Below are 24,555 nucleotides of genomic sequence, written 5' to 3' on the forward strand. Positions count from 1 at the left end.
TTATAGCGCAAGAGGCTCCCTCCGGCAAATCGATGATCGCCGAAAGTTGCTGCGAGATGCGTCCAGATGGACGCAATAGGCAGGATTCGCCGGCCGGCCGCAGCCGCCGGCGAAGCGGGAATATTACAGACCCAGCGCGGCAATGCCGGCCTTGGCGATCTGCACATCCTCGGAGGACTTGACGCCGGACACACCCACGGCGCCCACGTACTGGCCGTCGACCACGACCGGCACGCCGCCTTCCAGCAGGCCGTCCAGGCCGGGGGCGCTCATGAAGGAGAAGCGGCCGTTGTTGATCATGTCTTCATAGATCTTGCTTTCGCGGCGGCCCAGCGCAGCGGTGCGCGCCTTGCCCGGAGCGATCTGCGAGGAGATCGGCGCGGTGCCGTCCATGCGCTGCAGCCACAGCAGGTGGCCGCCGTCGTCGACGATGGCGATGGCCACGTTCCAGTTGTTGGCACGGGCCTCGGCTTCAGCGCCGGCGGCGATCTTCTTGACATCATCCAGCGTCAGGTAAGGTTTGGTTTGCATGCTTGCTCCGGTATGCTCAAAAATTTGAACGCTGATTGTACGGCGAGAAAGACGATTTGGCACCAAGCGCGTCGGTGAGAGTTTTTAACTGAAGCGCGGCGGCATGGGCGGCCATCCCTGCGTAAATCATTTAGCTCAAAAAAAATTTCAGCCGCTTGTAGGAGAAACACTTACTGGGAGATACCACCCGAAGCCCCGATTTAGCCCCGCGAACGGTGCAATTATGACAATTTTTCAGGAAATTAGCTTTTGACACAGCGTAAGAATTCACTTACAGTCCCGCAATCCTACTTTGTGAGAGGATTCTGATGACCCAGCGCCGCTCTGATCGACTACGACGACACACCGCCCGCGCGTGTGCGATCGCTGCCGGACTCCTGATCAGCGCACAGGCCTTCTCCGCCGACCTCTCCCTGGCGGCACAGGATCTCCCTCCTCCCCAAGCAACATCCCCGCAAGCCCAGCAGCTCATCAGCAAGACCAACCTCGCCATCGCGCGTCTGCAGGACATCACCAACCGCGCTTCCGAACTGGCAACGCAGGCGCTGGCCATGCTGGGCATCAACTATCGCTACGGCGGCAACACCCCCGACACCGGCCTGGATTGCAGCGGCCTGGTGCGTTATGTGTTCAAGGAAGCATGGGGCACCGACCTGCCGCGCACCTCGCTGGAAATCTCCCGCGTGGGCGAAAAGATCGGCAAGGACAATCTGCAGCCGGGCGACCTGGTGTTCTATAACACCCTGCGCCGCGGTTTCTCGCACGTCGGCATCTATCTGGGCGACGGCAAGTTCATCCACTCGCCCTCCTCCGGCGGCCAGGTGCGCATCGAGAGCATGGACGAGTCCTACTGGAAGAAGCGTTTCAACGGCGCGCGCCGCATCGCCGCCGACGAGGAAGAAGGCAAGTAAGCCTTCGCCGGTTCCAGCCAGACAAAAGCCGCCCGAGGGCGGCTTTTTTGCTTTCTGCGAATCAGCAATGAGTCAGCCGCGCCGGCTCAGTTGCCGGCCATCGCCTTCAACTTGCGCTTGATCTCCGGCATGGCCGCCATCGCCGCCTGCTCGCCGGCCAGGATGGCCACGTTGCGGCTGGCGAAGTCGCTGCCCTTCATCGCCCCCAGCACCGGCTGCAGCACGATGTCGGCGTTCTTCAGTTCGTACTGGTTGATGGTCTGCCCCATGATCGCGAAGGTCTGCAGCAGCACGTCCACCGAGGACGACGAGGCCTGCGCCTCGGGCTGCGCGGAGATATTCACCGCGATCACGAAGTCCGCCCCCATCTGGCGCGCAAACCGCACCGGCACCGGCGCCACCAGGCCGCCGTCCACATAATAGTGGTCGCCGATCTTCACCGACTGGAACACCCCCGGCACCGCCGAGGACGCGCGCACCGCAATGCCCGGGTTGCCGCGCTGGAACAGGATGGGCTGGCCGGTCTTCAGGTCGGTCGCGACCGCGCCGAAGGGGATCTTGAATTTCTCGATCGGCAGATTGTTCAGGGTCTTGTTGACGTAGTTCTGCACACCCTCGCCCTTCAACACCCCCGCCACCTTGGCGAAGAACGGCACCGACCAGTCGGAAATGGTGGCCTCGTCCATCGCCAGCGCCAGCTTTTGCAGCGCGAAGCCGTCGTTGCCGGCCGCGTACATCGCCCCCACGAGGCTGCCGGCGCTGGTGCCGGCCACGATGTCGGCATCGATGCCCTGCGACTCCAGCGCCTTGATCACACCGATATGGGCAAATCCGCGCGCCGCGCCACCGCCCAGCGCCAGGCCGATACGAACCTTTTTGGGCGTGCTGGCGACCGGCGCCGGCGTGGTGGAGACGCTATCGGCCGGCTTGCCGTCGGAAGATCCCTGCAACCAAGTGGTGGTGCCGCAACCGGCCAGCACGAAGGTGGAGACGATGGCGGCACAGGCCGTGCGGCGAAGCGAAGAAATACGCATGAACGTGGATGATCTGATGAATACGGGCAATACAGGATAGACAAGCGCTCGAACCGCCGCTGCGCGTGACGACGGCGAACGCAGCTCACGGCGGCAAGCGGCGTCACATTCTACTGCAAGCGGCGCGCGCGCCCCGGCGTCCGGGCCGCGCTGCCCGCTGGTGTAGAATGCGGCCCCGGCCCCAGCGACACAACGATGCCCCAATGAATATCGTCATCAACGAAGAACTGCAGAAGTACATCGATCCCCTCACCCCCAACGAGTACGCCTCGCTGGAGCGCAGCATCCTGGCCGAAGGCTGCCGCGATGCGCTGGTGCTGTGGGGCGAAGTGCTGGTCGACGGCCACAACCGCTACGAGATCTGCCGCAAGTACGAACTGCCCTTCAACACCGTCCAGAACGAAAGCTTCAAGTCGCTCGACGACGTGCTGCTGTGGATGATCGACAACCAGCTCGGCCGCCGCAGCGTGTCCGACTTCCAGCGCGGCATGCTGGCGCTGCGCAAGCGCGACATCATGGCCGCCCGCACCAAGGCCGCCGGCAAACCGCCCAAGGTCGATGACGGCGCACACGCGCTGACCGAAGCCGTGGACGGGGCTACGGACGCAGCGCCGGCAAGCGAGGCCGGCGATCCGCCTTGGCACGCCGACGACACCACCGGCCCCATCAAGACGCGCGAGGACATCGCCCGCGCCGCCGGCATCAGCAGCGCCACCGTCGGCCAGATCGACCGCATCCGCAAGACCGCAGCACCCGAGCTGGTCGAGGCCGTGCGCACCGGCGCCATCTCCATCAACGCCGCCGCCGCGGTCGCCTCGCTGCCCAGCGAAGACCAGGTCAGCGCGGTAGCCGGCGGCAAGAAAGAACTGCGCGAAGCCGCCAAGAAAGTGCGCGAGCAAAAGGCCGCCACCCGCACCCCGCGCGCGCCGAAGGTGGAAGACGGCAACGCCGCCAACGCCATCGCGCTGGTCGAGGGCCAGGAGAACGAACTCACCGCCACCCTGCGCCGCGAGATCGCCGCGCTGCAATCACGCGTGTCGCAACTGACCCAGGAAAACCAGGGCCTGCGCGCCGAAGTCGCCCTGCTCAAGGGCGACGCCTGAGCCTGAGCGACTGAGATCAGGAACCGCCGCCCGTGCCCACCTTCACCATCGCCGCACGCACCGAGATCGAGCTGGACATCCGCAAGAGCCGCTTCATCGGCATCGTGATGCCGGTAGCCGGGCGTGAGGCCGCGATGGTAGAAATCGAACGCATGCGCGAGGCCCATCGCGGCGCCACCCACGTGTGCTGGGCGCTGATGGCCGGCGGCCAGTCCGGCATGTCGGACGACGGCGAACCCTCCGGCACCGCCGGCCGCCCGATGCTGGAAGTGCTGCGCCACCATGAGCTCGACGGCGTGCTGGCCATGGTGGTGCGCTACTACGGCGGCATCAAGCTGGGCGCCGGCGGGCTGGTGCGCGCCTACACCGATGCGGTGGCCACCGCGTTGAAGAACGCCGAGCGCACCGAGCGCGTGCCGCAGGCCGAGATCGAAATCGGCATCACCTACGCCGCCGAACCGCAGCTGCGGCACTGGCTGGCGCAACACAAATACGAACTGCTGGACAGCCGCCACGACGCGCTGGCGCATCTGCTGCTACGCCTGCCGCAAGCGCAGCTGGCTCAGGCGGAAGAAGAAATCCGCCGCGTGGCCTCGAACGCCTCGATCAAACGCATCATCTGATCCATCCGTTCGCGGTCGCCCGGCCGCGGCCGGCGCGACCACAAGAGGTCGAACTCCGCCACCAGCAGGTGGTATCCGATCTCGTCCAGTTCGGCATGCATCGTCATCCTCCCTGTCTGCGGATATCTGCTCAATGCGCGCGCGCCAGACGGCGCGCCAAACGCACCGCCAGCGCCGGGGCAATGGCGAACACCGCGAACAGCACCGCAGCGGCCTGGCCGGCGCCCTCGACGCCGCCCGGCGCGATCACCCCGGCCTGGTTGGCCACTAGCCCCACCAGCGCCGCGCCGATCGCCATGGCGTAAAGCTGCACGGTCGTCACCGCCGCCGAGGTCAGGTTCTCCTCACCCGGCTTGGCGGCCCGCATCGCACGTTCGATCAGGTGCGGCCAACCGAGGCCGATGCCCATCCCGGCCGCCGCCAGCGCCAGCACGATGAAGGCATCCGCAAGCCAACCCGCGCCGACCCATACGCCCGGCAGCAGCACGGCCAGCGCCAGCAGCCCTGCGCTCATCAGCATCGGGCCGACGCGCACCATGCGATCGGCCGTCGTCGCGGCGCGCCCGGAGCTGAGCAACGATCCCACGCTCCAGCCGCCGGCCATCACCGCCGTCATGTAGCCGGCCGCCAGGGGCTGGTAGCCATGCAACGTCTGCAGGAAATACGGCACGAAGATCTCGGTGCAGCTGCCAATCACCAGCAGCGAGACGCACGCAAACACCTTGCCCATCACCGTGCCGGTGGCGTAGCCGTCACGCGGCAGCAGGCTCACGCGATGGCGCAGGTCGATGCGCATCACCATCCAGCCCAGCAGCACGCCGCCGGCCACGCAGGCCATCGATTGCCAGCCGGCGTCGGTCTGCGCGGCCAACGCCATCAGCAGCACCGAGCCTGCCAGCAACAGGATGCGGCCCAGCGGCATGGCCGCGCCCGAGCTCTCCACCTTGCGCACCGAGCGCGGCCCCAGCTGGCCGGCCACCATGGCCGCCTGCAACAGCAGCAAGGGCATCAGCGCCCAGAAGGCCAGCCGCCAGTGTCCGCCGGCCGCGAACAGCCCGCCCACCGCCGGCCCCAGCAAGGTGGAGATGCCCCACATGCCGGACTCCAGCGCGATCGCGCGCGACCACAGGCGCTGCTCGAACACCAGCGGGATCAGCGCATAACCCAGGCCCGCAAGCAAACCGCCGCCGATGCCCTGCACCGCCCTGCCGCCCAGCATGCCCATCATGCTGTCGGCAGTGGCGCACAGCAGCGCGCCGGCGCCGAAGATCGCCAGTCCCAGCAAGTAGGTGCGGCGTGCGCCCAGGGCGGCGAGCAGCTTGTTGGTCAGGGTGGAGCCGATGATGGAAGTGACCACGAACAGCGTCACGTTCCAGGCGTAGTAGTCGAGCCCGCCGATGTCGCGCACCACCGAGGGCAGGATGGTAGTAACGATGTGCACGTTGATCGCATGCAGCGCAATGCCGCCGGTCAGCGCCACGGCGAGCAGACCGTTGCGTCCGCTCAATAGCTCGCCCCAGGAGGCGCTTGATTGCTGCAGGGAATCGACCGGCAGGTCGGTCGGTGAGGTGTGGGAGGTCATCTGTTGCCCTTCGCTTCTTGTGGTGGCTCAGGCCCGCAGTCGACAAGTCGCCGCTGCAGGAATAATATGCAAGCATTCGTTTGCTTATTTGATGGCATGGTAAATCGTCCCGATTAATTTAACAAGTAAACACTTGGAAAAATAAATGCAACCCGATTCTTCCCAGGCCGGCCCGTCCACCGCCGAACGCATCCTGTTCCGCCTGAAGACGCGCGGCCCGGCCTCTACCGCCGAGCTCGCGCGCGAGCTCGGCATGACTTCGGAAGCTGCGCGCCAGCAGGTGCAAAAGCTGGTGTCTGAAGGCCTGATCGCCGGGCATCAGGCCAGCGCCGCGCCCAGGGCCGGACGTCCGCGCCAGGACTGGGACCTGACCGCGGCCGGCCATGGCCGCTTCCCCGATACGCACGCACAGCTGACGGTGCAATTGATCGGCTCGATCCGCCAGCTGTTCGGCGAGCAGGGCCTGGAAAAACTGATCGGCCAGCGCGAGGAAGAGATGCGCGCCGACTACCAACGCCATTGCGCCGGCATCGCCTCGCTGCCCAAGAAGCTGGAGAAGCTGGCCGAGATCCGCAGCGCCGAGGGCTATATGGCGCACGTGGAAAAGGACGGAAAGGACTGGCTGCTGCTGGAGGATCACTGCCCGATTTGCGCCGCGGCGCAAAGCTGCCAAGGCTTCTGCCGCTCGGAGCTGCAGCTGTTCCGGGAAGTGGTGGGCGACAAGGCCAGCGTCACGCGCGAGGAGCACCTGCCGGCCGGCGGACGGCGTTGCGTCTATCGCATCGTGCCGGTGTGAGCACGGCGGGCTGGCAGGCAACCAGCCATGGATTTCCGGATGCCGTACCAGTGGAGCGACTGGCACGGTGCTATCGCGGCCGGATGGCTTGCGGGCGTCGCCGTCGCTTGACCCTGCGTCACTTACGTAATAATATAAGTTACATGAAACGCAGCGACCGCCTCTCGATTGCCCTGCACATCCTGTTGCACATGGGCCAGCGCCCCGACGCGCCGATGACCTCGGAAGAGATCGCCGGCTGGGTCGGCACCAATCCCGTCGTCATCCGCCGCACCTTCGCCGGGCTGCGCGAGGCCGGCATCGTCGCCTCCACCAAGGGGCACGGCGGCGGCTGGTCGCTGGCGCGGCCGATGGAAGAGATCAGCCTGCAGCAGGTCCAACAAGCGCTGGGCGAGCGGCTGGTGACGCTGGGCGCGCGCGAAGAGTCGCCCGGTTGCCTGGTGGAGATCGCCGTCAACCGCGCGCTCGACGATGTGATGGAAGAAGCCAACCGCATCCTCGACCAGCGCCTGGCCGGCATCACGCTGGCCGCACTGGCCAGGGATGTCGGCCCCCATTTCCACAACTGGCAACCGCCGCCACACTGACTTCACTGACGACGCTGAGCGCATGGACTTGTACTGACGCCACTGGCCGTATCCGGCGGCCCGTCTCTTCGTCACCGCTCCACTGATTCACCTTCTCGCTGTTCCACTTCCGCGCCCGGCCGCACCGGGCGCGCGGGCAGGCTCACGCCTGCATTCCTGAAAGGAGCTTTCATGCAATACGATGTCATCGTCGTCGGCGCCAGCTTTGCCGGCGCATCGGCCGCCATGCAACTGGTGCGCGCACGACGCAAGGTGCTGCTGGTCGATGCCGGCCTGCCGCGCAATCGCTTCTCCCACGCCTCGCACGGCTTCCTCGGCCAGGACGGCACGCCGCCGCACGAGATCGTCGCCATCGCGGTGCAGCAGTTGATGGCCTATCCAAGTTTTGAGCTGGCCGTGGCGCACGCCGAACACGCCGCCGCCGATGAGCACGGCGTCAGCGTGACGCTGGAAGACGGCCGCAGTTTCCGTGCGCACCGCCTGATCCTCGCCACCGGCGTGCGCGACGAATTGCCCGCCATCCCTGGCCTGCAGGAGCGCTGGGGACAGACCGTGATCCACTGTCCCTATTGCCACGGCTACGAAGTGCGCGACCGCCAGCTGGGCGTGATCGCCACCTCGCCGCTGTCAGCGCACCAGGGCATCATGCTGCCGGACTGGGGGCCGACTACCTACTTCACCCAAGGCCAGTTCGAGCCGGAGGAAGCGGAGCTCGATCTGATGCGCAAGCGCGGCGTCGCCATCGAGCGCACGCCGGTGGTCGCTGTCATCGGCACGGCGCCGGAGATCGATGCGGTGCAGCTGGCCGATGGCCGCAGCGTGGAGATCGGCGCGCTATTCGTCGGCCCGCGCGTGCACATGTCCAGCCCGCTGGCAATGCAGCTGGGCTGCGCCTTCGAGCAAGGCCCGATCGGTCCCTACATCCGCACCGACGAAATGCGCCAGACCTCGGTGCCCAAGGTGTTCGCCGCCGGCGACGCGGCGATGGTGTTCAGCAACGGCACCATGGCCTCGGCCTCGGGCGTGATGGCCGGCGTCAGCGCGCATCGCTCGCTGGTCATGGAGTGACTTGCTGCTGCCGAAAAAAAGGGCGCCGCATGGCGCCCTTTTTTCTTTGCATCCCTGAAATCCTGAGATCGTCGGGACGCTCACATCCCCATGTAACGCCCGGGACGATGGTTCAGCGCGATCACCAGGTTGGCGACCACCGCACCGAGGATCGACGCCGCCAGCACCGTGGGTGTGACCACGAACAGCGAGGCCAGCACGATCACCACGTCCACGCCCATCTGCAGCTTGCCGGCGCGCAAGCCGTAGCGGTCCTGCAGGAACAGCGTCACCACGTTGACGCCGCCCAGGCTGGCGCCGTGACGAAACAGCATCACGAAACCGCTGCCGATCAGCAGGCCGCCCAGCACGGCGCTGTAGAAGAGGTCCAGCTTGTCGTAGGCGATGAAGTGCGGATGCAGCAGCGAGAAGCCCGACACCAGCGCCACCGCGCAGAAGGTCTTGCCCATGAAGCGCATGCCCATGCGACGGAATGCGAAGTAGTAGAACGGGATATTGATGACGAAGAACACCACCCCGAACGGCAGCCCCGAGAGGTAATGGATCAGGAAGGCCAGGCCGGCGGTGCTGCCGGTCAGCAGCCCGACGTGGGTGTACATGTTCACCCCCAGCGAGATGAACAGCGTGCCGGCCACCAGCGCCAGCGCATCTTCATAGACGCGGTGCCGCACGTCCGGCTGCACCTTCAGCAGCGCCTCAGCCACGCAGCACCTCGGCCATGGTCTCGGCCACGCGCGCGACGTTGCCGTCGTTCAGGCCGGCCACGCAGATGCGGCCGGTGGCAATCGCGTACACGCCGAACTCGTTGCGCAGGCGATCCACCTGCGCGGCCGTCAGGCCGGTGTAGCCAAACATGCCGTGCTGGCGCAGCAGGAAGGAGAAGTCCTGGTCCGGCACCGCAGTTTTCAGCTGCGCCGCCAGCTTGGTGCGCATGTCGCGCACGCGCAGGCGCATCTCCTCGACCTCGGCGCGCCATTGCGCGGCCAGCGCCGGATCCGAAAGCACCCGCGCCACCAGTAGCGCGCCGTGCATCGGCGGGCTGGAGTAGTTGCGACGCACGGTCAGCTTCAGCTGGCCCAGCACGTTGGCGGCTTCACCCCGGTTCGGACAGAACACCGACAAGGCGCCCACGCGTTCGCTGTAGAGCGAGAAGATCTTGGAGAAGGAGTTGCTGAGGAAAAAGGCGATGCCCCGGCGCACGCATTCGCGCACCGGCCAGATGTCCTCATCCAGGCTCTCGGCGAAGCCCTGGTAGGCCAGGTCGAAGAACGGCAGCAGGCCGCGCTGCTCGATCACGGAAACGATCTGCTGCCACTGCTCGCGGGTCGGGTCGACGCCGGTCGGGTTGTGGCAGCACGGATGCAGCAGCACCACCGCCCCCTTGGGCAAGGAGCCGATCTTCGCCAGCATGGCGTCGAAGTCCAGGCCGCGAGTGGCGGCGTCGTAATACGGATAGCGCTCGACCTTGAAGCCGGCGCCTTCGAAGATGCCGATGTGGTTGTCCCAGGTCGGATCCGGAATCCATACGGTGGGCTGCGGGAAAAAGCGCGCGATCAGATCGGCGCCCACCTTCAGCGCGCCCGAGCCGCCCAGCGTCTGCACCACGGCCAGGTGTTCCGGCGCCGGCAGGTCGGCGCCGAACAGCAGCTGCGCCACCGCCTGGCGATAGTTGCCGAGGCCTTCCATGGGCAGGTAGACGTAAGGCGTGGTGGACTGGGCGATCTCGGTCGCCGCCGCGCGCACCGACGGCAGCACCGGCACGACGCCACGGCCATCGGTATAGATGCCGATGCTCAGGTTGACCTTGTTGGCGCGTTCATCGCGCTGGAACACTTCCATCAGGCTGAGGATGGGGTCGCCGGCGTACGGGGGGAGATGGGAAAACATGATGGCCTCTGCGGAACAAATGATACGAATGAAATGCGGCGGCGATGCAGCGCCGGCAGTCTGACAATCCGCTATGGTAGCGCGCCCGGACGAAAAAAAGCGGCCGTAGCCGCTTTCTCGTCCGCATCGCCGCTACGACTTATTGCTGGCCGAGCTCGCGATACAGCTGATTGGCGCGCGTCAGGTGGGCGCGCATCGCCTCGGCGGCGGCGTCGCCGTCATGCGCGGCGATGGCGTCGACGATGCGCTGGTGCTCGGCCAGGGTCAGCTCCTCGGCGCCGGGCGCGCGCACCAGGGTGGTGTAGAACTCGCTGGCCCAGCGGAACATCGATTCCACGATGGAGGGGAAGATCGGGTTGCCGCTGATGTCGGCGATCTCGCGGTGGAAGGCCATGTCGCGCTCGATGAATTCTTCCAGGTTCACCATCGAGGCGCGGTGCGCATCGATCGCCTGGCGCAAGCGCGCGACCTGCTCTTCGGTGGCGCGCTCGGCCGCCATGCGGGCGGTGCTGGTCTCAAGAAAAACGCGCGCCTCCTTCATGTGCTTCAGCATGTCGGGCTTGGTGCGCAGCAGATGTTGCGCGCCGGCGGCGATCTGGGCGATCAGGCGATCGGCGGTCGGGTCGACCACGCGCGCACGCTCGCCGTGGGCGATCTCGACGAAACCGGAACGCTCCATCGCCTGCAGCGCCTCGCGCACGGCCGGACGGCCCACGCCGTATTGCTCCATCAGTTCGCGCTCTGAGGGCAGTTGGGAGCCCGGCGGGAAATCGCCGTTATGGATGCGTTCCATGAGGCGTTCCAGGACTTCCTGGTATAGCTTGCGTCGCTGTATCGGTTCCGGCATGGGCAAAATCGTCTCGGGTGGAGTTGTCATAACTCATGTCATCAGTCACATGAAATGAGTTGCTGTATCGCTGGACGCGCACTCTACCACAATCCAGTCCCGGCCTGCCTTTGCGGCGGTTCCGGGCTTGCCTGCGACACAACTTTCCGGTCAGCCGGCGGGCTGCCCTTCCAGCACGTCGCCGAAGAAGCTGCGCGCACCCACCTGCCCGCCCTTCAACACCAATTCGAGTCCGTCGCGACGGGGATTGTCCGACCATGCGCGGCACAGCGGCGCGCCCGGCGCCAGGCCGGCGCAGACCGACAGCGCGGCGATGTCCAGCGCGCTGGCCACCTCGCCCGAGCTGTCGCCGCCGGCAATGGCGATACGCTTGAGCGGGTGCGCATCCAGGATGCGTCGCATCACCTCGGCCAGCGCCACGCCGACGCTGCGCGCAGCTTCCGCGCGCGGCATGCCGGCGCCGCGGGCGATGGCGTCAAAGCCGGTGACCGAGGCGTCGTCCGGCCCCTCGGCAGAAAACACCAGCGGACTGCGACCGGCGCGGATGGCTTCGCCTGCGCGTTGCACCAGGCGCACCAGTTCCGCCTCACGGCTCAGCGCACCCAGCACTGCCGGCAAATCCATGCGTTCGGCGGCGAAGCCGTGCTCGCGCGCCCAGGCGATCTGGCCGGCGGTCACCGGCGAGCAGCTGCCGCTGACTGCTGCGATCACCGGCACGGTGCCGGCCTGCGGCAACGAAGGTTGCGCCGCAATCCAGCCGCGCGCGCGCCAGTACGCCGCCAGCGCATATTGCAAGCCCGAGGACGAGGCGCTGAACGCGCCGGCGCCCTTGCCTTCCCACACCAGTCGCCCGGCTTCGCGCAGGGTCTCTTCGTCCAGCACATCGACCAGCACCACCGGCCTGTCGTCGCCGCGCAAGTCTTGCAGGCGCGTGTGCGCCGCGGCGCCGCCGTCGCGCAACTGCAGCATGTCCACCAGTTCGACGCGGCGCGACGTTTGCTTTCCCAGATGGCGACGTAGGTCGGCTTCGTCCATCGGCGTGACCGGATGGCGCGCCATGGTGGGATGGCGATCAAGCCGGTAGCCGACGCCATCCACCGCTGCGAACAGGTTGCCGAACATCTGGTAGCGCTTCAGGCGCGGTGCGCCCACCACCATCGGCGACCAGTCGCCCGGCATGACGCGCACGCCGAGGTCGATGGCGCGGCCGATCGAGCCGGTGTCGGCGGAAGAATCGAAGGTGGAGCACACCTTGTATTGCATCAGCGGAGGACGCAACGCCGCCAGCATCTCGAAGGCCGGCGGCAGATGCTGCTCCATCCATTGCGGCGAGCGCCCGCGCGAAGAACCGGCGATGCCCACGCAGCGCGCATCGGGGAAACGTCCCAGCAAGGCCGCATCCGGCGTACGCAGGAACAGCACAGTGGACAGGCCGGCCGCCGTCATCACTTCCATGGCGTCGGTGGAGCCGGTGAAGTCGTCGCCGTAATAGGCCAGCAGCAGGCCCGAGGGCAGCGCGCCGCTGTCGGCGCCGTGGCGGGATGTCATTTCCAGAATCCCAACGCCGCCTGCAAGGCCTTGTTGCCCTTGGCATGCTGTTCCAGCGGCACGCCTTCCATCGCCGCGACCCAGGCTTCGCGCAGCGCCTCGACACCGGCCGATACGCCTTGCGGGTGGCCGAAGATACCGCCGCCGGCGGTGTGGATCAGGTCGGCGCAACCGATCACGGCATAGGTGTCGGCCGCCTGCAGGCCGGTCTGGCCGGAGCTGAACACCGGCATGGTGGAGACCATGTCGACGCCCTCGACCACCGGCTTCAATACCGAACGCGCCGCCGTGACGACGCTGTCGTCAGGCTCACTGAATTTGTTGCGAAGGCCGTTGACGTGCATGTGGTCGGCGCCGGCCAAACGCCACAGCTGCTGCCACGGCGCATAGTCCCAGCCCAGCTGCGGGCTGCGCGTGAGGTAGCCCCAGCCGGCGCGGTGCGCGTGAATCGGCACTTGCGTATGGCGACGCAGCTCGCGCAGGCCGACCAGGCCGATCGAGTTCAGCACCGCCATCGCGCAGGTGCCGCCCTCGGCCACGATCAGGTCATGGCGGCGACGCATCTCGTCAAGGTCGCCGGTAAGGTTGAAGGCCATCATGACCTTCTTGCCGGTGCGCTGCGCATGGTCGTTGATGACGCGCATGACGGCGCGCACGCGCTCGTCGAACGGGCAGCGGCCGCCATCAGCCTGCAGCTCGTCGTCCTTGATGAAGTCGATGCCGCCGGCCACCAGCTCGCGCACCTGCTGCACCGTCTCTTCCACCGAGAGGCCGATGCTGGGCTTGATGATGGTGCCGATCAGCGGGCCGCGTTCCACGCCGGTCAGCCTGCGCGTGCCTTCGATGCCGAAGGCCGGGCCCGGATAGGCGTCGGCGAAGGCCTTGGGCAGCTTCAGCCCGGTCAGGCGCAGGCCGGACACCTGGCGCAACTCGAACAGGTTGCCGGCAATCGTCGACATCAGGTTGGGCAATGAGGCGCCGGTGTTTTCCAGCGGCCACGACAGCTCCAGTTCGCACTGCGTGTAACGCTCGGAACGCATGCCGCCCGGCAGGCTGGGCTCCTTGCTGTGACCGAGGATGTTGAGCCGCTCGACGCGGGCGCCGGAGCGCTCCTTCAGTTCGGGAGTCTCGGTGGCCAGCGCGACGAAGGTGCCGCTCGATTGCTCGCCGGCGATGACGTCGGCGGCGCGCGCGGGGTCGTCGCCGGTTTCCAGCCAGTAGCTGGCGTAGATGCGTTCCATGCTTGATCTCTTCTCTCGTGTTCGTTCTTCATGCGCCGCGGGCCATCCCTGCCTTGTCCATCATGCGGCAGGGATGAGCCCGCGGCGGTGCGGCGACTCCGTCAGGTGATGCGACGGATGCTCTCCGCGATTTCATCATGATCGAACACCTTGAGCCAGTCGTCGCGCAACAGGCGCGGCAGGCCGTTCTGGATCGCCTTGTTGCAGGCGTCCGAGAAGGCGCCCGGGATCTCCTTGAAGATCACCGCGCCCAGGATGTTCATGTGCCCCAGCAGGAAGTCGCGCGCGGCTTCTTCCGGCACGCCGCGGCGCACGGTTTCGTCCATGGCTTGCTTCATCGCGTAGAGCAGCGTGGCGCACACGGTTTCCGACAGGCCCGGCTCCAGGATCGCCATCTGCTCCACGGTCAGGCGATAGCTGCGCAGGATCGGCTGGTAGATCACCTTGGCCACGTCCTCGCCGAGGTCGAAGGCGGACTCCGGACCTTGCATCAGCGCGCTGGTGATCGATTGCTTGGCGGCGCCGCCACCGAAGAAGTCGCGACGGCCTTCCGGCGTGGTCTCGTCGTTGAAGATCGGCGGATGGCAGGGGTGGGCCACGAAGTAGACCAGGTCCGGTCGATCCGGCAAATGGCCGGCGAACGGCGCGGCCGCGTCCAGCGTCATCACCATCACGCCGGCGCGCAGCTTGGGCGAGATCTCGGCGGCGATCTTGCCGATCAGGGTGTCGGGCACCGCCAGGATGACAACGTCGACATTGTCCAGCGCGGCGTCGATGCTGACGCAGTCGATGCCGACTTCGTCCTTCAGGCGCTTCTGCCCCACTTCGCTGACTTCGACGTGGGCCACCACGTAGTCGGATTTCTTCAGGTTCTTGGCCAGGCGCACGCCCATCTTGCCGCCGGCGCCGAACAGGGCGATTTTTTCCTTCATGATTTCTCTCCGTTCAAAATGCATTGCTGCACAGGTGATTCGACTGCTTGGGGAAGCGGCGCCACGCCGCCTCCGGGATTCATTCGGCGATGACGCGGCCCTGCAATTCGGCCGCCTCTTCACGCGCACCGGCACCGATGGCGAAGATCACCACCGCCGACAGCAGCATCAGCGCGCCCACCACGAACATCGGCGCCTGGTAGGAACCGGTGGCGTCCTTGATGGCGCCGGTGATGAATGGCGCCATGAAGCCCGCGGCGTTGCCCACGGTGTTGATCAGCGCAATGCCGGCGGCCGCCGCAGCGCCCGACAAGAAGCGCGCCGGGATCGACCAGAAGGTCGGCAGGGCAGAGAAGATGGCGCAGGCGGTGACGGTGATGGCCAGCACGGTGGCGGCCGGGGTCTGCATGTACAGCGCGGCCGGGATGCTGACGGCGCCCAGCAACGCCGGCAGGCCGACGTGCCAGCTGCGCACGCCGCGGCGGGTGGCGTCACGGCTCCACAGGAACAGCGCGACGGCGGCCGGCGCGTAAGGAATGGCGGTAATCAGGCCCTTCTGGAAGACGTTGAATTTGGCGCCGAACTGGGTCTCGAAGCCGCCGATGATGGTGGGCAGGAAGAAGGCCAGCGCATACAGGCCGTAGATCAGGCCGAAGTAGACCAGCGCCAGCATCCACACGCGGCCGTTCTTCAGCGCGGCGCTGGCGTGCGGGACGTGCTTCATGTCCTTGCTGCTGTGCTCGGCTTGCAGCGCCGCGGTCAGCCACTTGCGCTCGGCTTCGTTGAGCCACTTGGCGTCGGACGGCTTGTCGGCCAGATAGAACCACGCGACCACGCCCACCACGATGGCCGGCAGCGCCACGCCGGCGAACATCACGCGCCAGCCTTCCAGACCAAACAGGCCATGCGCCTCGATCAGCAGGGCCGCCACCGGTGCGCCGATGACGATGGTCAGCGGCTGCGCCAGATAGAACAGCGCGAGGATGTGGCTGCGATGCTTGGCCGGCACCCACAGGCTCAGGTAGAGAATGGCGCCGGGGAAGAAGCCGGCCTCGGCCACGCCCAGCAGGAAACGCAGCACGTACAAGCCTTCCACGCTGCTGACCCAGGTGAACAGCAGCGCGACGATGCCCCAGGTGACCATGATGCGCGCCAGCCAGCGGCGCGCGCCGTATTTGTGCAGGGCCAGGTTGCTGGGAATTTCCAGCAGCACGTAGCCGATGAAGAACACGCCCGCGGCGAAGCCGAACTGGGCCGCCGTCAGCGCCAGATCCTTGGTCATGCCGTTGGGACCGGCGAACGAGATCGCCGTGCGATCGAGGAAGTTGATGAAGAACATCAGGCCGACGAAAGGCACGAGCCTCATCGCGACCTTGCGGATGGCCGATTTCTCGACCGCGCTGGTGGTTTGCATACTGTCTCCTGGCTGGTTGCGAGGCTGATGCCCTTCAACAACAACCTCTTTTTTGTGGTGTCGGTCCGCCAGGATCCGCGGGGGCTGCGAACGCCTGCGTTCGCCTGGCTGCCGTCTTTTTGCATGGCCTGCTTTTTTGCGTGCTCTTGCCGCGCTGTGCGCTGTTATTGCCGGTTGCCATGACTTTCCCTTACAAAAGCCGTATGTTCGCAACTGGTATCATCACTATACCAGTTTAATTTTTGAGTGTTCGATTAATTTTTTGCACGCGAAAGATGAGCGCAACCAGCATGCCGGGAGGCAACATGCCGCCGGCAAGCGGCGCCCTCCCGGGAAGAAGGGCGCGGTAAGGAGATAACAGTCTGAACGGCTCGCAGGCCCTGGGCCGTGTGGACGCCTCAGGCGCCGAAGGTCTTGCGTGCGCCGCCCTGCTCCAGCAACAGCTGCACGAAGGAGCGCGCCGCCGGCGACAGCTCGCCCCCCTTGCGGGTGACGATGCCGATGGTCTGCGACACCGAGGTCAGCGCCACCGGCAGGATGCGCAGCACGCCGCTGTCGACAAACATCTTCGCCACGCTGGTGGGCAGGATCGCCACGGTGTCGGCGGCCTGGCGCAGCACCGCCACGGTGACGAAGGTGGAGGCCGTAGAGATGACGCCGGCCGGCAGGTCCAGCCCGGCCAGGTCGAACTCGCGCTCCAGTACCGCGTGCAGCGGCATGTGGCTGGGATAGGTGACCCAGCGCAGCCCCTGCAGGTCGGCCAGGCTCACCGACCTGGCGCGCAGGCGCGGATGTTCGCTGGACACCACCACCGACAAGGGCTCGTCGGACAGCGGCTGGTAGTGATACTTGGCGGGATTGTCGGACACGCTGGCGCGGCCCAGCAGCAGGTCGATGTGGCCGTCGTCCAGCAAACCCAGCATGTGCACGCTGGTGTCTTCGATGATGTCGATGGAGAGCTCGGGATGGCTCTGGTGCAGCGCGTTCACGGCCGGCACCACCAGCTCGGGCACCGCCCCCATCACCGCGCCGATGGCCAGCCGGCCGCCGCGGCCCGAGCGGATCTGCGCCATCTCCTCGCACAGCGCGCCGAGGTCGGTCGCCATCAGCCGCGCGTAGCGGATCACGCAATGGCCGAACTGGTTGGGCACCAGCCCGGCCTTGGTGCGCTCGAACAATTGCGCATCCAATATCGCCTCCAGCTCGGCCAGCGACTTGCTGGCGGCCGACTGCGTCATGGCCAGCGCGTTGGAGGCCTTGTGCAGGGACTTGTGATCGTCCAGCGCGATCAGCAGCTGGAGCTGCTTCATGCGCAGGCGCGACAGGAGACTGTTGAGGTTCTGCAGGCTGGAGACGGGTTTCATGAAGATGGCCTGATGAGTCGCAAAAGCGATCACATGATGGAAAGTCTTCACTATACAGCCCCTGCCCCCGGACGTATATTCGTCGCCATCCGGAGCCATGCGCGCTGCGCTGGAAGCCGGCCGATTTCATTCCAAACACAAGCGGAGACTGCATGAGCACCCCCATCTACCGCGGCGTATTCCCCGTCGCCCCGACCATCTTCGACCAGAACGGCAACCTCGACCTGGAAGGCCAGAAGCGCGCCATCGATTTCATGATCGACGCCGGCTCCAACGGCATCTGTATCCTGGCCAACTTCTCCGAGCAGTTCGTGCTGTCCGACGAGGAACGCACCCTGGTGCAAAACACTGTGTTGGAACATGTGGCCGGCCGCGTCCCGGTGATCGTCACCACCACCCACTACGGCAGCCAGATCTGCGCCGAGCGCAGCCGCGCCGCGCAGGACGCCGGCGCGGCCATGGTGATGGTGATGCCGCCGTACCACGGCGCCACCTTCCGCGTCTCCGAAAAGCAGATCTACGAGTTCTACGATCGCGTCTCTTCCGCCATCGACATCCCCATCATGATCCAGGACGCGCCGGTGGCCGGCACGCCGCTTTCCGCCCCCTTCCTGGCCAAGATGGCCAAAGAGATCGAACAGGTTTCCTACTTCAAGATCGAGACCGCCGGCGCCGCCTCCAAGCTGCGCGAGCTGATCGAGCTGGGCGGCGACGCCGTAGTCGGCCCGTGGGACGGTGAAGAAGCGATCACCCTGATCCCCGACTTCGACGCCGGCGCCACCGGCGCCATGACCGGCGGCGGCTACCCGGACGGCATCCGCAAGATCGTCGACGCCTACTTCGCCGGCGACACCGAGAAGGCCGCGGAGCTGTACATGAACTGGCTGCCGCTGATCAACTATGAAAACCGCCAATGCGGCCTGGCGGCCTGCAAGGCGCTGATGGTCGAAGGCGGCGTGATCAAGTCGGACATGCTGCGCCATCCGCAGCCGGCGATGCACCCGAAGGTGCGCGAAGGCCTGCTGCGCGTGGCGCGCCGCCTCGATCCGCTGGTGCTGAGCTGGGGCAAGTAAGCGCCGCTGTCCGCGCCCACCCGCGCGAGAACCCTATGCCGTTCAGGCGAGTGCTGAACGGCATTTTTTTTGGGGAGCGTTGATTTTGCTTGGCGTTTGACCCCATCCCCACCCCAACCCTCCCCTTGAAGTGGAGGGAGTGTTCTATGAACTTCCCGTCTTTCCCCATCCCTTCATGGGAGGGGGGTTGTGAACATCCTGTCTTTCCCCCTTCCCTTCAAGCGAGGGAGTGTTCTGTGAACTTCCTGTCTTTCCACTCCCCGTCCCTTCAAGGGAAGGGGTGCTTTGTGAACTTCCTGTCTTTCCCTTTCCCTTCAAGCGGGGAAGTGTTCTGTAGACTTCTTGTCTTTCCCCCTCCCCTTCAAGGGGAGGGCCGGGGTGGAGATGGGTTCAAAAACCCGGACTCGGGATAGCTTCAAAACCTTACCGCCGAAATATGTCATCCTGCCTTTTTCCTTCCCGCCTACAGGAGCCCGTCTTGAGCCAACCGCCGCCATCGCCCCACTTCCGTCCCGTCGCCCTGCACCACGCCAGCCGCCTGATCAACCACGGCCCTACCGTACTGGTGAGCGCCGCCCACGACGGTCGCCGCAACATCATGGCGGCGGCCTGGTCCATGCCGGTGGAATTCACCCCGCCGCGCATCGCCGTGGTGATCGACAAGAGCACCTGGACGCGCGAGCTGATCACCGCCTCCGGCGGCTTCGGCCTGATCGTGCCGGGCGCGGCGCTGATGGATCTGACCTACGCGGTCGGCAGCGAATCCGGACGTGACCATGACAAGTTCGTGCACTACGGCATCGAGGCCGGCGCCGGTCCCGAGCTGGGCATGCCGGTGCTGGAGCATGGTTGCGCGGCCTGGCTGGAATGCCGATGGATCCAGGAGACCCGCAGCGAGACTGCCTACGACACCTTCTTCGGCGAAGTGGTCGCGGCCGCGGCCGACGCGCGCATCTTCGACAACGGTCACTGGAACTTCACGCCCGACAATGCCGAGCTGCACACGCTGCACCACCTGGGCGCAGGCAAGTTCGTCGTGGCCGGCAACCAAGTGCAGGCCCGGGCGTTGACGCCGATCGTCCGATAAACAATGAACATCAAAGGCAAGCGTCCAGCGCTTGCCGTGACTTGCCTTCGACAGGAATCGCCATGACACAGCCAGCCGCCAACGCGCCAGCCGAGAGCTTCGAGCAGTTTCGCCAGTCCATGCTGGCGCAAGGATACGACGAGGTGCTTGAACGCACCTGGGAGCCGGACACCGTGATCGACACTCACACCCATCCCTTCGAAGCCAACGCAGTGATAAGTCGGGGCGAGATGTTCCTCGCCGTACAGGGCCAGGCCGAACGCCGCCTGCTGCCGGGCGACCGTTTCCACCTGCTGCCCAACGTGCCGCATGCCGAACGCTACGGCGCGCAGGGAGCGACCTACTGGGTGGCGCGCAAGGCCTGAGCCGCATTGCCGCCGGCCATAAAAAAAGCGGCCGCCCGGCCGCTTTTTGCGCTGCATGCGATCACCCGCGGCGCGTTGCCTGCGCCTTACTCGTCGTCTTCCCGGCTGCGGCGCACCGGTTCGGCATCCTCATCGGCCGCCGCCGCGCGCGCCTGGCGGAAGCGCTCGGCGGCGCGCTGGTTGATCTGATATTGCTCTTCGGCATGCTGGAAGGCCAGTTGCTCCTTGGGCGAGCGGCTGCAGCCGGTCAGCGCGAGGAGTAGCAGCGACAGCAGTACAGCTGGGTAGCGGCTCACGTTTGTCTCCGATTGTTATATTTCCACTTGGAAATATACTCCTCACAAATCCTCATAGCAATAGTCCCGGCCAGCCTGCATGCGCCACACCGGGCGTCGAAAATTTGCGTAAAGGCGCAGCCTGCCCCCATAATTGAAAACAATTCTCATTCTTAAAAATTAACCAGAACATGCCAGGGAGGGCAATTTGGCGGCCGCCGATTCGTCTTTGCAGCAGGAAGTGCGCATCCTTTACCAGGACCATCACGGCTGGCTGAAAGGCTGGCTGCGTTACAAGCTTGGCAATGCCTTCGATGCCGCCGACCTGGCCCAGGACGTGTTCATGCGCCTCTTGGCGCGCCAGGAACCGGTGGCCGCGCGCGAACCCAAGGCCTTCCTCTCGACCATCGCGCGCCGCCTGGTGATCGAGCACTGGCGTCGCCGCGAGCTGGAGCAGGCCTGGCTGGAAACCCTGGCCGCCCAGCCTGAAGCCGAAGCCCCCTCGCCTGAAAGCCGGGCTCTGTTCCTGGAGACGCTGGTGGAAATCGACGCCGTGCTCGATGGCCTCAAGCCGCCGGTGCGCTCGGCGTTCCTGATGGCGCAGCTGGACGGCCTGACCTGCCCGCAGATCGCGCGTGAGCTCGGCGTCTCGCTGGCCACCGTCGAGCGCTACCTGGCCAAGGCGCTGCGCGCCTGCTACGCAATGCGTTTCGAGTAAGCGCGCCGAGATGTCCGCCCCCGGCAACGCAGGCAGCCCGCGCCTGCCCGAGACCGTGATCGACGCCGCCATCGTGTGGGGCGTCAAACTCAACTACGGCGAACCGACACCGGAAACCCGCAACCGCTTCCAGCACTGGCTCGCGGCCGATCCGCTGCACCTGCTGGCCTGGGAGCGCATCGGCTCGTTCAAGCCGGCCGCCGGCTCGCTGCAGCCGGCGCTGGGCCGCGACGTGCTGGCCGCCGCCGAACGCGCGCGCCGCCAGCAAGGCCACGAGCGCCGGCGCACGCTCAAGGTGCTTTCCATCGGCGGCCTCGCCGTCCTGTTCGGCTGGCACCTGCGCGACGAGTTGGGCTGGCTGCGCCTGAGCGCTGACTCGGTCACCGCCGTGGGCGAACAACGCCGCCTGCTGCTGGCCGACGGCACCGCCATCATGCTCAACACCGACAGCGCCGTGAGCACCGACTTCAGCGGCGAGCGCCGCGTGGTGATCCTGCGCCGCGGCGAGATCATGGTCACCACCGGCGCCGACGGCGACTCGGCCGCGCGACGCCCGTTCTGGGTCTTCACGCCCTTCGGCAAGATGCAGGCGCTGGGCACGCGCTTCGTGGTGCGGCTGGAGCCGCAACGGGCGCGCATCAGCGTGCAGGAAGGCGCGGTCGAACTGCACCCCTCCGCCGGCGGCGCTTCGCTGGTGATCCACCCCGGCCAGAGCGCCTGGCTGGCCGACGACGGCGCACAGGCCGCGGCTGCGCAGGGCTTCGCCGCCGACGGTTTTGCCGAGGGCGTCATCGCCGGCCAAGACATCCGCCTGGACGCCCTGCTCGACGAGCTGGCGCGCTACCGGCGCGGCATCATCAGCTGCGATGCGGCGGTGGCCGGCCTGCGCGTATCGGGCGTGTTCCACGTCGACGATACCGACCGCGCGCTGCAGTTCCTGCTGCAAACCCAGCCGCTAAGCGTGACCTACCGCACCCGCCTGTGGGTGGTGGTGGGGCCTGCCCGCCCGGGCTGATGCGCTTGATGCTTACGCGCCTGTGGAAAAAATAATGCGAAAAAAGTGAGGGGATTTCGCTTCTCGCCCGACCTGACAGATAAGAGGCCTGCTCACAGGCTCCCACCCTCTCACTGTCGGAAACCACCATGAACCTCAGCTCCACGCACCATCCACGCCATAGCGCGCTGGCTCTTGCCATCTCCCTCGCCCTGCTCGGCGCCGCCGCCGGCACGCACGCGCAGACGCCGGCCGCCCTGCCGCCGGGCGCCGCCGTCAGGCACTTCGACCTGCCGGCCGGCCCGCTGGCGCAGGCGCTGGACCGCTTCGGCCGCAGTGCCGGCGTCAACCTTTCCTACGACCCGGCGCTGGTCAACGGCGTCACCACGCAAGGCGTGTCGGGCGAGGTCAGCGTCGAGTCGGCCTTGCGCGCGCTGCTGCGCGACACCGGCCTGGAAGCCGTGGCCCAACCGGGCGGTGGTTATTCGCTGCGCAAGGCTGCGGCGGGCGCAGCCGCCCCGGCCGCCGCCGGCGCGCTCCCGCACATCACCGTCTCCGGCCAGGCCGAGACCGAGAGCGCCACCGGCCCGCTGCGCGGCTACCTCGCGCGTCGCAGCGCGAGCGCCACCAAGACCGACACGCCGGTGCTGGAAATCCCGCAATCGATCTCGGTGGTCACGCGCGACGAGATGGATGCGCGCGCCGCCAACAGCGTGCTGGAAGTGCTGCGCTACATGCCCGGCGCCAATACCGAAACCCACGGCGTGGATCCGCGCGGCTATGACTACTTCAACCTGCGCGGCTTCATCAACGCGCAAAACACCAGCGACTTCCTGAACGGCCTGCGCCAGGTCGGCGGCGGCTTCGGCATGTTCCGCACCGAGCCTTACGGCCTGGAACGGGTCGAGGTGCTGCGCGGCGCAGGTTCGGTGATGTTCGGCCAGGGCGACCCGGGCGGCACCATCAACCGCGTGAGCAAGGTGGCCGGCACCGGCGCCGGCAACGAGCTGATGGTGGACGTGGGCAGCTTCAACCGCCGCCAGGTGACGGCCGACCTGAACGGCAAGTTCGACGAGGACGGCAAGCTGCAGGGCCGCTTCGTCGGCCTGCTGCTCGACAGCGACAACCAGTTCGACTACGGCAACGGCCGCGCCGGCAACAATGACCGCGTCTACCTCGCGCCCTCGCTGAACTGGCGACCTTCCGCCGCCACCAGCTTCACGCTGCTGGCCAGCTACACCAACGACAGCAGCGGCAGCGGCCGCTGGACCGCGGTGCGCCCGGACGGCACCAAGACCCATCTGCTTTACGGCAACCCAGACTTCGACAAGCAACACAACGAGCAATGGTCCCTCGGCTACATGCTGGAGCATCGCCTGGACGACACCTGGACCCTGCGCCAGAATTTCCGCCAGGCCGGGCTCAACTCCACCTATAACGCGGTCAACCCGGTCGCGCAAAGCGGCAACCTGATCACCCGCACCACCGCCACCTACTACAGCCAGATCAACAACACCCTGCTGGACAACCAGGCCCAGGCCAAATTCAACTGGGGGCCGACGCAGCACACGGTCCTGCTCGGCCTGGACTGGCTGCGCATGACCGACCGCGAGGTGCGCTACCGCGGCGCCGCGCCGGTGTTCAACATCAACGCGCCCGACTACACCACGCCGATCGCCGCGCCCACCACCTTGTTCGGCAACCTGGACGAAACGCTGACCCAGACCGGCCTCTATGCCCAAGACCAGATCAAGTACCAGCGCTTCATCCTGACCGCCGGCGCGCGCTATGACCGCGCCAAAGACACCACCCGCAACTACCTGACCAACACGCGCGTGGTCGCCGACGACGGCGCCGTCAGCGGACGCGTCGGCCTGACCTACATGGTCACGCCGGAACTGGCACCCTACGTCAGCTACAGCACCTCCTTCCTGCCGCAGTCCGGCTCCGACTTCTTCGGCACGCCGTTCGAGCCGTCCAAGGCCAAGCAGTATGAAGTGGGGATCAAGTACCAGCCGGCCGACCAGAAGAGCCTGTTCACCGCCGCCGTGTTCGACCTGACCAAGACTAACGTGCTCACCAGCGATCCGCTGCACACCAACTTCTCGGTGCCCACCGGCGAGGTGCGCTCGCGCGGCGTCGAACTGGAGGCCAAGGGAGAAATCGCGCGCGGGCTCAACATCACTGCCGCCTACACCTACACGCAGGTGGAAAACACCAAGAACACCACCGCCAACCTGCAAGGCAAGACCCCCATCCTGGTGCCGCGCCACGCGGCCTCGCTGTGGATGGATTACACGGTGCAGGCCGGCGCGCTGGCCGGTCTGGGGCTGGGCGGCGGCGCACGCTATACCGGCCGCAACTACGCCAACGCCGTCAACACGGTGCAAAACGCCTCGGTCACCGTGTTCGACGCCGTGCTGCACTTCACCAGCGGGCGCTGGCGCTACGCGCTCAACGTCAACAACCTGACCAACAAGGAATACACCTCCTGCCTGGCCGAGCCCAACCTGACCTGCTTCTGGGCGCCGGAACGCACCGCCATCCTGAGCGCGCGCTACAAGTGGTAAGCCGC

24 protein-coding genes are annotated in these 24,555 nt (G+C 66.4%); 12 read left to right on the top strand and 12 right to left on the bottom strand.

Annotated elements, in window-relative coordinates; genetic code table 11:
• Window positions 1–123 precede the first annotated feature (123 nt).
• Complete coding sequence (locus tag J8I26_RS16800) at window positions 124–531, bottom strand: heme-binding protein (protein ID WP_209608254.1); 408 nt, start codon at window positions 529–531, stop codon at window positions 124–126.
• Between the two features lie 308 nt (window positions 532–839).
• Here J8I26_RS16800 and J8I26_RS16805 point away from each other — a divergent pair, with 308 nt between their 5' ends.
• Window positions 840–1,442: a C40 family peptidase gene (locus tag J8I26_RS16805; RefSeq protein ID WP_209608255.1), complete on the top strand. Its 603-nt coding sequence runs from the start codon at window positions 840–842 to the stop codon at window positions 1,440–1,442.
• A gap of 86 nt (window positions 1,443–1,528) precedes the next feature.
• Here the strand turns inward: J8I26_RS16805 and J8I26_RS16810 are convergent, their stop codons facing one another.
• Window positions 1,529–2,476 carry a patatin-like phospholipase family protein gene (locus J8I26_RS16810; protein WP_209608256.1) on the bottom strand — a complete coding sequence of 316 codons (948 nt, stop codon included), beginning with the start codon at window positions 2,474–2,476 and terminating at the stop codon, window positions 1,529–1,531.
• A 203-nt stretch (window positions 2,477–2,679) separates the two neighbouring features.
• Here J8I26_RS16810 and J8I26_RS16815 point away from each other — a divergent pair, with 203 nt between their 5' ends.
• A complete protein-coding gene (locus tag J8I26_RS16815) occupies window positions 2,680–3,579 on the top strand; it encodes a hypothetical protein (protein ID WP_209608257.1) in 900 nt (299 codons plus the stop codon).
• 32 nt (window positions 3,580–3,611) lie between these two features.
• Complete coding sequence (locus tag J8I26_RS16820) at window positions 3,612–4,202, top strand: YigZ family protein (protein ID WP_209608258.1); 591 nt, start codon at window positions 3,612–3,614, stop codon at window positions 4,200–4,202.
• Between the two features lie 130 nt (window positions 4,203–4,332).
• Here the strand turns inward: J8I26_RS16820 and J8I26_RS16825 are convergent, their stop codons facing one another.
• Window positions 4,333–5,784, bottom strand: a complete 1,452-nt coding sequence (locus J8I26_RS16825) for an MFS transporter (RefSeq protein ID WP_209608259.1) — start codon at window positions 5,782–5,784, stop codon at window positions 4,333–4,335.
• Between the two features lie 145 nt (window positions 5,785–5,929).
• Between J8I26_RS16825 and J8I26_RS16830 the strand changes: the two genes are divergently transcribed.
• The 3 genes from J8I26_RS16830 to J8I26_RS16840 all read left to right on the top strand — a co-directional run bounded on the left by J8I26_RS16830 (window position 5,930) and on the right by J8I26_RS16840 (window position 8,235).
• Window positions 5,930–6,580, top strand: a complete 651-nt coding sequence (locus J8I26_RS16830) for a winged helix-turn-helix transcriptional regulator (protein ID WP_209608260.1) — start codon at window positions 5,930–5,932, stop codon at window positions 6,578–6,580.
• A 143-nt stretch (window positions 6,581–6,723) separates the two neighbouring features.
• Entirely contained in the window at window positions 6,724–7,167 is a 444-nt protein-coding gene (locus tag J8I26_RS16835; protein ID WP_209608261.1) for an Rrf2 family transcriptional regulator, read from the top strand.
• Window positions 7,168–7,338: 171 nt separating this feature from the next.
• The gene (locus tag J8I26_RS16840; RefSeq protein ID WP_209608262.1) at window positions 7,339–8,235 is read left to right on the top strand and encodes an NAD(P)/FAD-dependent oxidoreductase; all 897 of its coding nucleotides are present in this window, start codon (window positions 7,339–7,341) and stop codon (window positions 8,233–8,235) included.
• An 80-nt stretch (window positions 8,236–8,315) separates the two neighbouring features.
• Here J8I26_RS16840 and J8I26_RS16845 read toward each other — a convergent pair whose 3' ends face one another.
• The 8 genes from J8I26_RS16845 to J8I26_RS16880 all read right to left on the bottom strand — a co-directional run bounded on the left by J8I26_RS16845 (window position 8,316) and on the right by J8I26_RS16880 (window position 17,468).
• Window positions 8,316–8,939 (bottom strand): YitT family protein, encoded by a 624-nt coding sequence (locus J8I26_RS16845; RefSeq protein WP_209608263.1) that lies wholly within the window; start codon window positions 8,937–8,939, stop codon window positions 8,316–8,318.
• Window positions 8,932–10,122 (bottom strand): amino acid aminotransferase, encoded by a 1,191-nt coding sequence (locus J8I26_RS16850; RefSeq protein ID WP_209608264.1) that lies wholly within the window; start codon window positions 10,120–10,122, stop codon window positions 8,932–8,934. The genes J8I26_RS16845 and J8I26_RS16850 overlap by 8 nt, the downstream gene beginning before the upstream one ends.
• Before the next feature lie 139 nt (window positions 10,123–10,261).
• A complete protein-coding gene (locus J8I26_RS16855) occupies window positions 10,262–10,969 on the bottom strand; it encodes a transcriptional regulator NanR (protein WP_209608265.1) in 708 nt (235 codons plus the stop codon).
• Window positions 10,970–11,119: 150 nt separating this feature from the next.
• Window positions 11,120–12,517 carry a 3-oxo-isoapionate kinase OiaK gene (oiaK, locus tag J8I26_RS16860; protein WP_209608266.1) on the bottom strand — a complete coding sequence of 466 codons (1,398 nt, stop codon included), beginning with the start codon at window positions 12,515–12,517 and terminating at the stop codon, window positions 11,120–11,122.
• Entirely contained in the window at window positions 12,514–13,758 is a 1,245-nt protein-coding gene (locus J8I26_RS16865; protein ID WP_209608267.1) for a ribulose-bisphosphate carboxylase large subunit family protein, read from the bottom strand. The genes oiaK and J8I26_RS16865 overlap by 4 nt, the downstream gene beginning before the upstream one ends.
• A gap of 101 nt (window positions 13,759–13,859) precedes the next feature.
• Complete coding sequence (locus tag J8I26_RS16870; protein WP_209608268.1) at window positions 13,860–14,690, bottom strand: phosphogluconate dehydrogenase C-terminal domain-containing protein; 831 nt, start codon at window positions 14,688–14,690, stop codon at window positions 13,860–13,862.
• A 79-nt stretch (window positions 14,691–14,769) separates the two neighbouring features.
• Window positions 14,770–16,104 carry an MFS transporter gene (locus J8I26_RS16875; protein WP_209608269.1) on the bottom strand — a complete coding sequence of 445 codons (1,335 nt, stop codon included), beginning with the start codon at window positions 16,102–16,104 and terminating at the stop codon, window positions 14,770–14,772.
• 398 nt (window positions 16,105–16,502) lie between these two features.
• On the bottom strand, window positions 16,503–17,468 hold the full coding sequence (locus tag J8I26_RS16880; RefSeq protein ID WP_209608270.1) for a LysR family transcriptional regulator: 966 nt from the start codon (window positions 17,466–17,468) through the stop codon (window positions 16,503–16,505).
• 152 nt (window positions 17,469–17,620) lie between these two features.
• Between J8I26_RS16880 and J8I26_RS16885 the strand changes: the two genes are divergently transcribed.
• The 3 genes from J8I26_RS16885 to J8I26_RS16895 all read left to right on the top strand — a co-directional run bounded on the left by J8I26_RS16885 (window position 17,621) and on the right by J8I26_RS16895 (window position 19,993).
• Window positions 17,621–18,541: a dihydrodipicolinate synthase family protein gene (locus J8I26_RS16885; RefSeq protein ID WP_209608271.1), complete on the top strand. Its 921-nt coding sequence runs from the start codon at window positions 17,621–17,623 to the stop codon at window positions 18,539–18,541.
• A gap of 478 nt (window positions 18,542–19,019) precedes the next feature.
• Window positions 19,020–19,628, top strand: coding sequence for a flavin reductase family protein (locus J8I26_RS16890; protein WP_245200379.1), 609 nt, complete (start codon window positions 19,020–19,022; stop codon window positions 19,626–19,628).
• Between the two features lie 62 nt (window positions 19,629–19,690).
• Complete coding sequence (locus J8I26_RS16895) at window positions 19,691–19,993, top strand: AraC family transcriptional regulator (RefSeq protein ID WP_209608273.1); 303 nt, start codon at window positions 19,691–19,693, stop codon at window positions 19,991–19,993.
• 86 nt (window positions 19,994–20,079) lie between these two features.
• Here J8I26_RS16895 and J8I26_RS16900 read toward each other — a convergent pair whose 3' ends face one another.
• A complete protein-coding gene (locus tag J8I26_RS16900; RefSeq protein ID WP_209608274.1) occupies window positions 20,080–20,289 on the bottom strand; it encodes a hypothetical protein in 210 nt (69 codons plus the stop codon).
• Between the two features lie 187 nt (window positions 20,290–20,476).
• Here J8I26_RS16900 and J8I26_RS16905 point away from each other — a divergent pair, with 187 nt between their 5' ends.
• The 3 genes from J8I26_RS16905 (at window position 20,477) to J8I26_RS16915 (ending at window position 24,550) form a co-directional block, all read left to right on the top strand.
• Window positions 20,477–20,986, top strand: a complete 510-nt coding sequence (locus J8I26_RS16905) for a sigma-70 family RNA polymerase sigma factor (protein ID WP_209608275.1) — start codon at window positions 20,477–20,479, stop codon at window positions 20,984–20,986.
• Window positions 20,987–20,996: 10 nt separating this feature from the next.
• Window positions 20,997–22,001, top strand: coding sequence for a FecR domain-containing protein (locus J8I26_RS16910; RefSeq protein ID WP_209608276.1), 1,005 nt, complete (start codon window positions 20,997–20,999; stop codon window positions 21,999–22,001).
• Window positions 22,002–22,129: 128 nt separating this feature from the next.
• A complete protein-coding gene (locus J8I26_RS16915; protein ID WP_209608277.1) occupies window positions 22,130–24,550 on the top strand; it encodes a TonB-dependent siderophore receptor in 2,421 nt (806 codons plus the stop codon).
• Window positions 24,551–24,555: the final 5 nt, after the last annotated feature.

This window comes from Herbaspirillum sp. LeCh32-8 (assembly GCF_017814915.1).
Lineage (GTDB): Bacteria > Pseudomonadota > Gammaproteobacteria > Burkholderiales > Burkholderiaceae_D > Herbaspirillum.

What these genes read in the sequence shown, in the direction of transcription:
- J8I26_RS16805 (WP_209608255.1), top strand. Translation starts at nt 840, where the DNA reads ATGACCCAGCGCCGCTCTGATCGACTACGACGACACACCGCCCGCGCG.
- J8I26_RS16880 (WP_209608270.1), bottom strand. Translation starts at nt 17,468, where the DNA reads ATGAAACCCGTCTCCAGCCTGCAGAACCTCAACAGTCTCCTGTCGCGC.
- J8I26_RS16910 (WP_209608276.1), top strand. Translation starts at nt 20,997, where the DNA reads ATGTCCGCCCCCGGCAACGCAGGCAGCCCGCGCCTGCCCGAGACCGTG.
- J8I26_RS16810 (WP_209608256.1), bottom strand. Translation starts at nt 2,476, where the DNA reads ATGCGTATTTCTTCGCTTCGCCGCACGGCCTGTGCCGCCATCGTCTCC.
- J8I26_RS16865 (WP_209608267.1), bottom strand. Translation starts at nt 13,758, where the DNA reads ATGGAACGCATCTACGCCAGCTACTGGCTGGAAACCGGCGACGACCCC.
- J8I26_RS16870 (WP_209608268.1), bottom strand. Translation starts at nt 14,690, where the DNA reads ATGAAGGAAAAAATCGCCCTGTTCGGCGCCGGCGGCAAGATGGGCGTG.
- J8I26_RS16800 (WP_209608254.1), bottom strand. Translation starts at nt 531, where the DNA reads ATGCAAACCAAACCTTACCTGACGCTGGATGATGTCAAGAAGATCGCC.
- J8I26_RS16825 (WP_209608259.1), bottom strand. Translation starts at nt 5,784, where the DNA reads ATGACCTCCCACACCTCACCGACCGACCTGCCGGTCGATTCCCTGCAG.
- J8I26_RS16875 (WP_209608269.1), bottom strand. Translation starts at nt 16,104, where the DNA reads ATGCAAACCACCAGCGCGGTCGAGAAATCGGCCATCCGCAAGGTCGCG.
- J8I26_RS16915 (WP_209608277.1), top strand. Translation starts at nt 22,130, where the DNA reads ATGAACCTCAGCTCCACGCACCATCCACGCCATAGCGCGCTGGCTCTT.
- J8I26_RS16855 (WP_209608265.1), bottom strand. Translation starts at nt 10,969, where the DNA reads ATGCCGGAACCGATACAGCGACGCAAGCTATACCAGGAAGTCCTGGAA.
- oiaK (WP_209608266.1), bottom strand. Translation starts at nt 12,517, where the DNA reads ATGACATCCCGCCACGGCGCCGACAGCGGCGCGCTGCCCTCGGGCCTG.
- J8I26_RS16885 (WP_209608271.1), top strand. Translation starts at nt 17,621, where the DNA reads ATGAGCACCCCCATCTACCGCGGCGTATTCCCCGTCGCCCCGACCATC.
- J8I26_RS16815 (WP_209608257.1), top strand. Translation starts at nt 2,680, where the DNA reads ATGAATATCGTCATCAACGAAGAACTGCAGAAGTACATCGATCCCCTC.
- J8I26_RS16835 (WP_209608261.1), top strand. Translation starts at nt 6,724, where the DNA reads ATGAAACGCAGCGACCGCCTCTCGATTGCCCTGCACATCCTGTTGCAC.
- J8I26_RS16840 (WP_209608262.1), top strand. Translation starts at nt 7,339, where the DNA reads ATGCAATACGATGTCATCGTCGTCGGCGCCAGCTTTGCCGGCGCATCG.
- J8I26_RS16895 (WP_209608273.1), top strand. Translation starts at nt 19,691, where the DNA reads ATGACACAGCCAGCCGCCAACGCGCCAGCCGAGAGCTTCGAGCAGTTT.
- J8I26_RS16850 (WP_209608264.1), bottom strand. Translation starts at nt 10,122, where the DNA reads ATGTTTTCCCATCTCCCCCCGTACGCCGGCGACCCCATCCTCAGCCTG.
- J8I26_RS16830 (WP_209608260.1), top strand. Translation starts at nt 5,930, where the DNA reads ATGCAACCCGATTCTTCCCAGGCCGGCCCGTCCACCGCCGAACGCATC.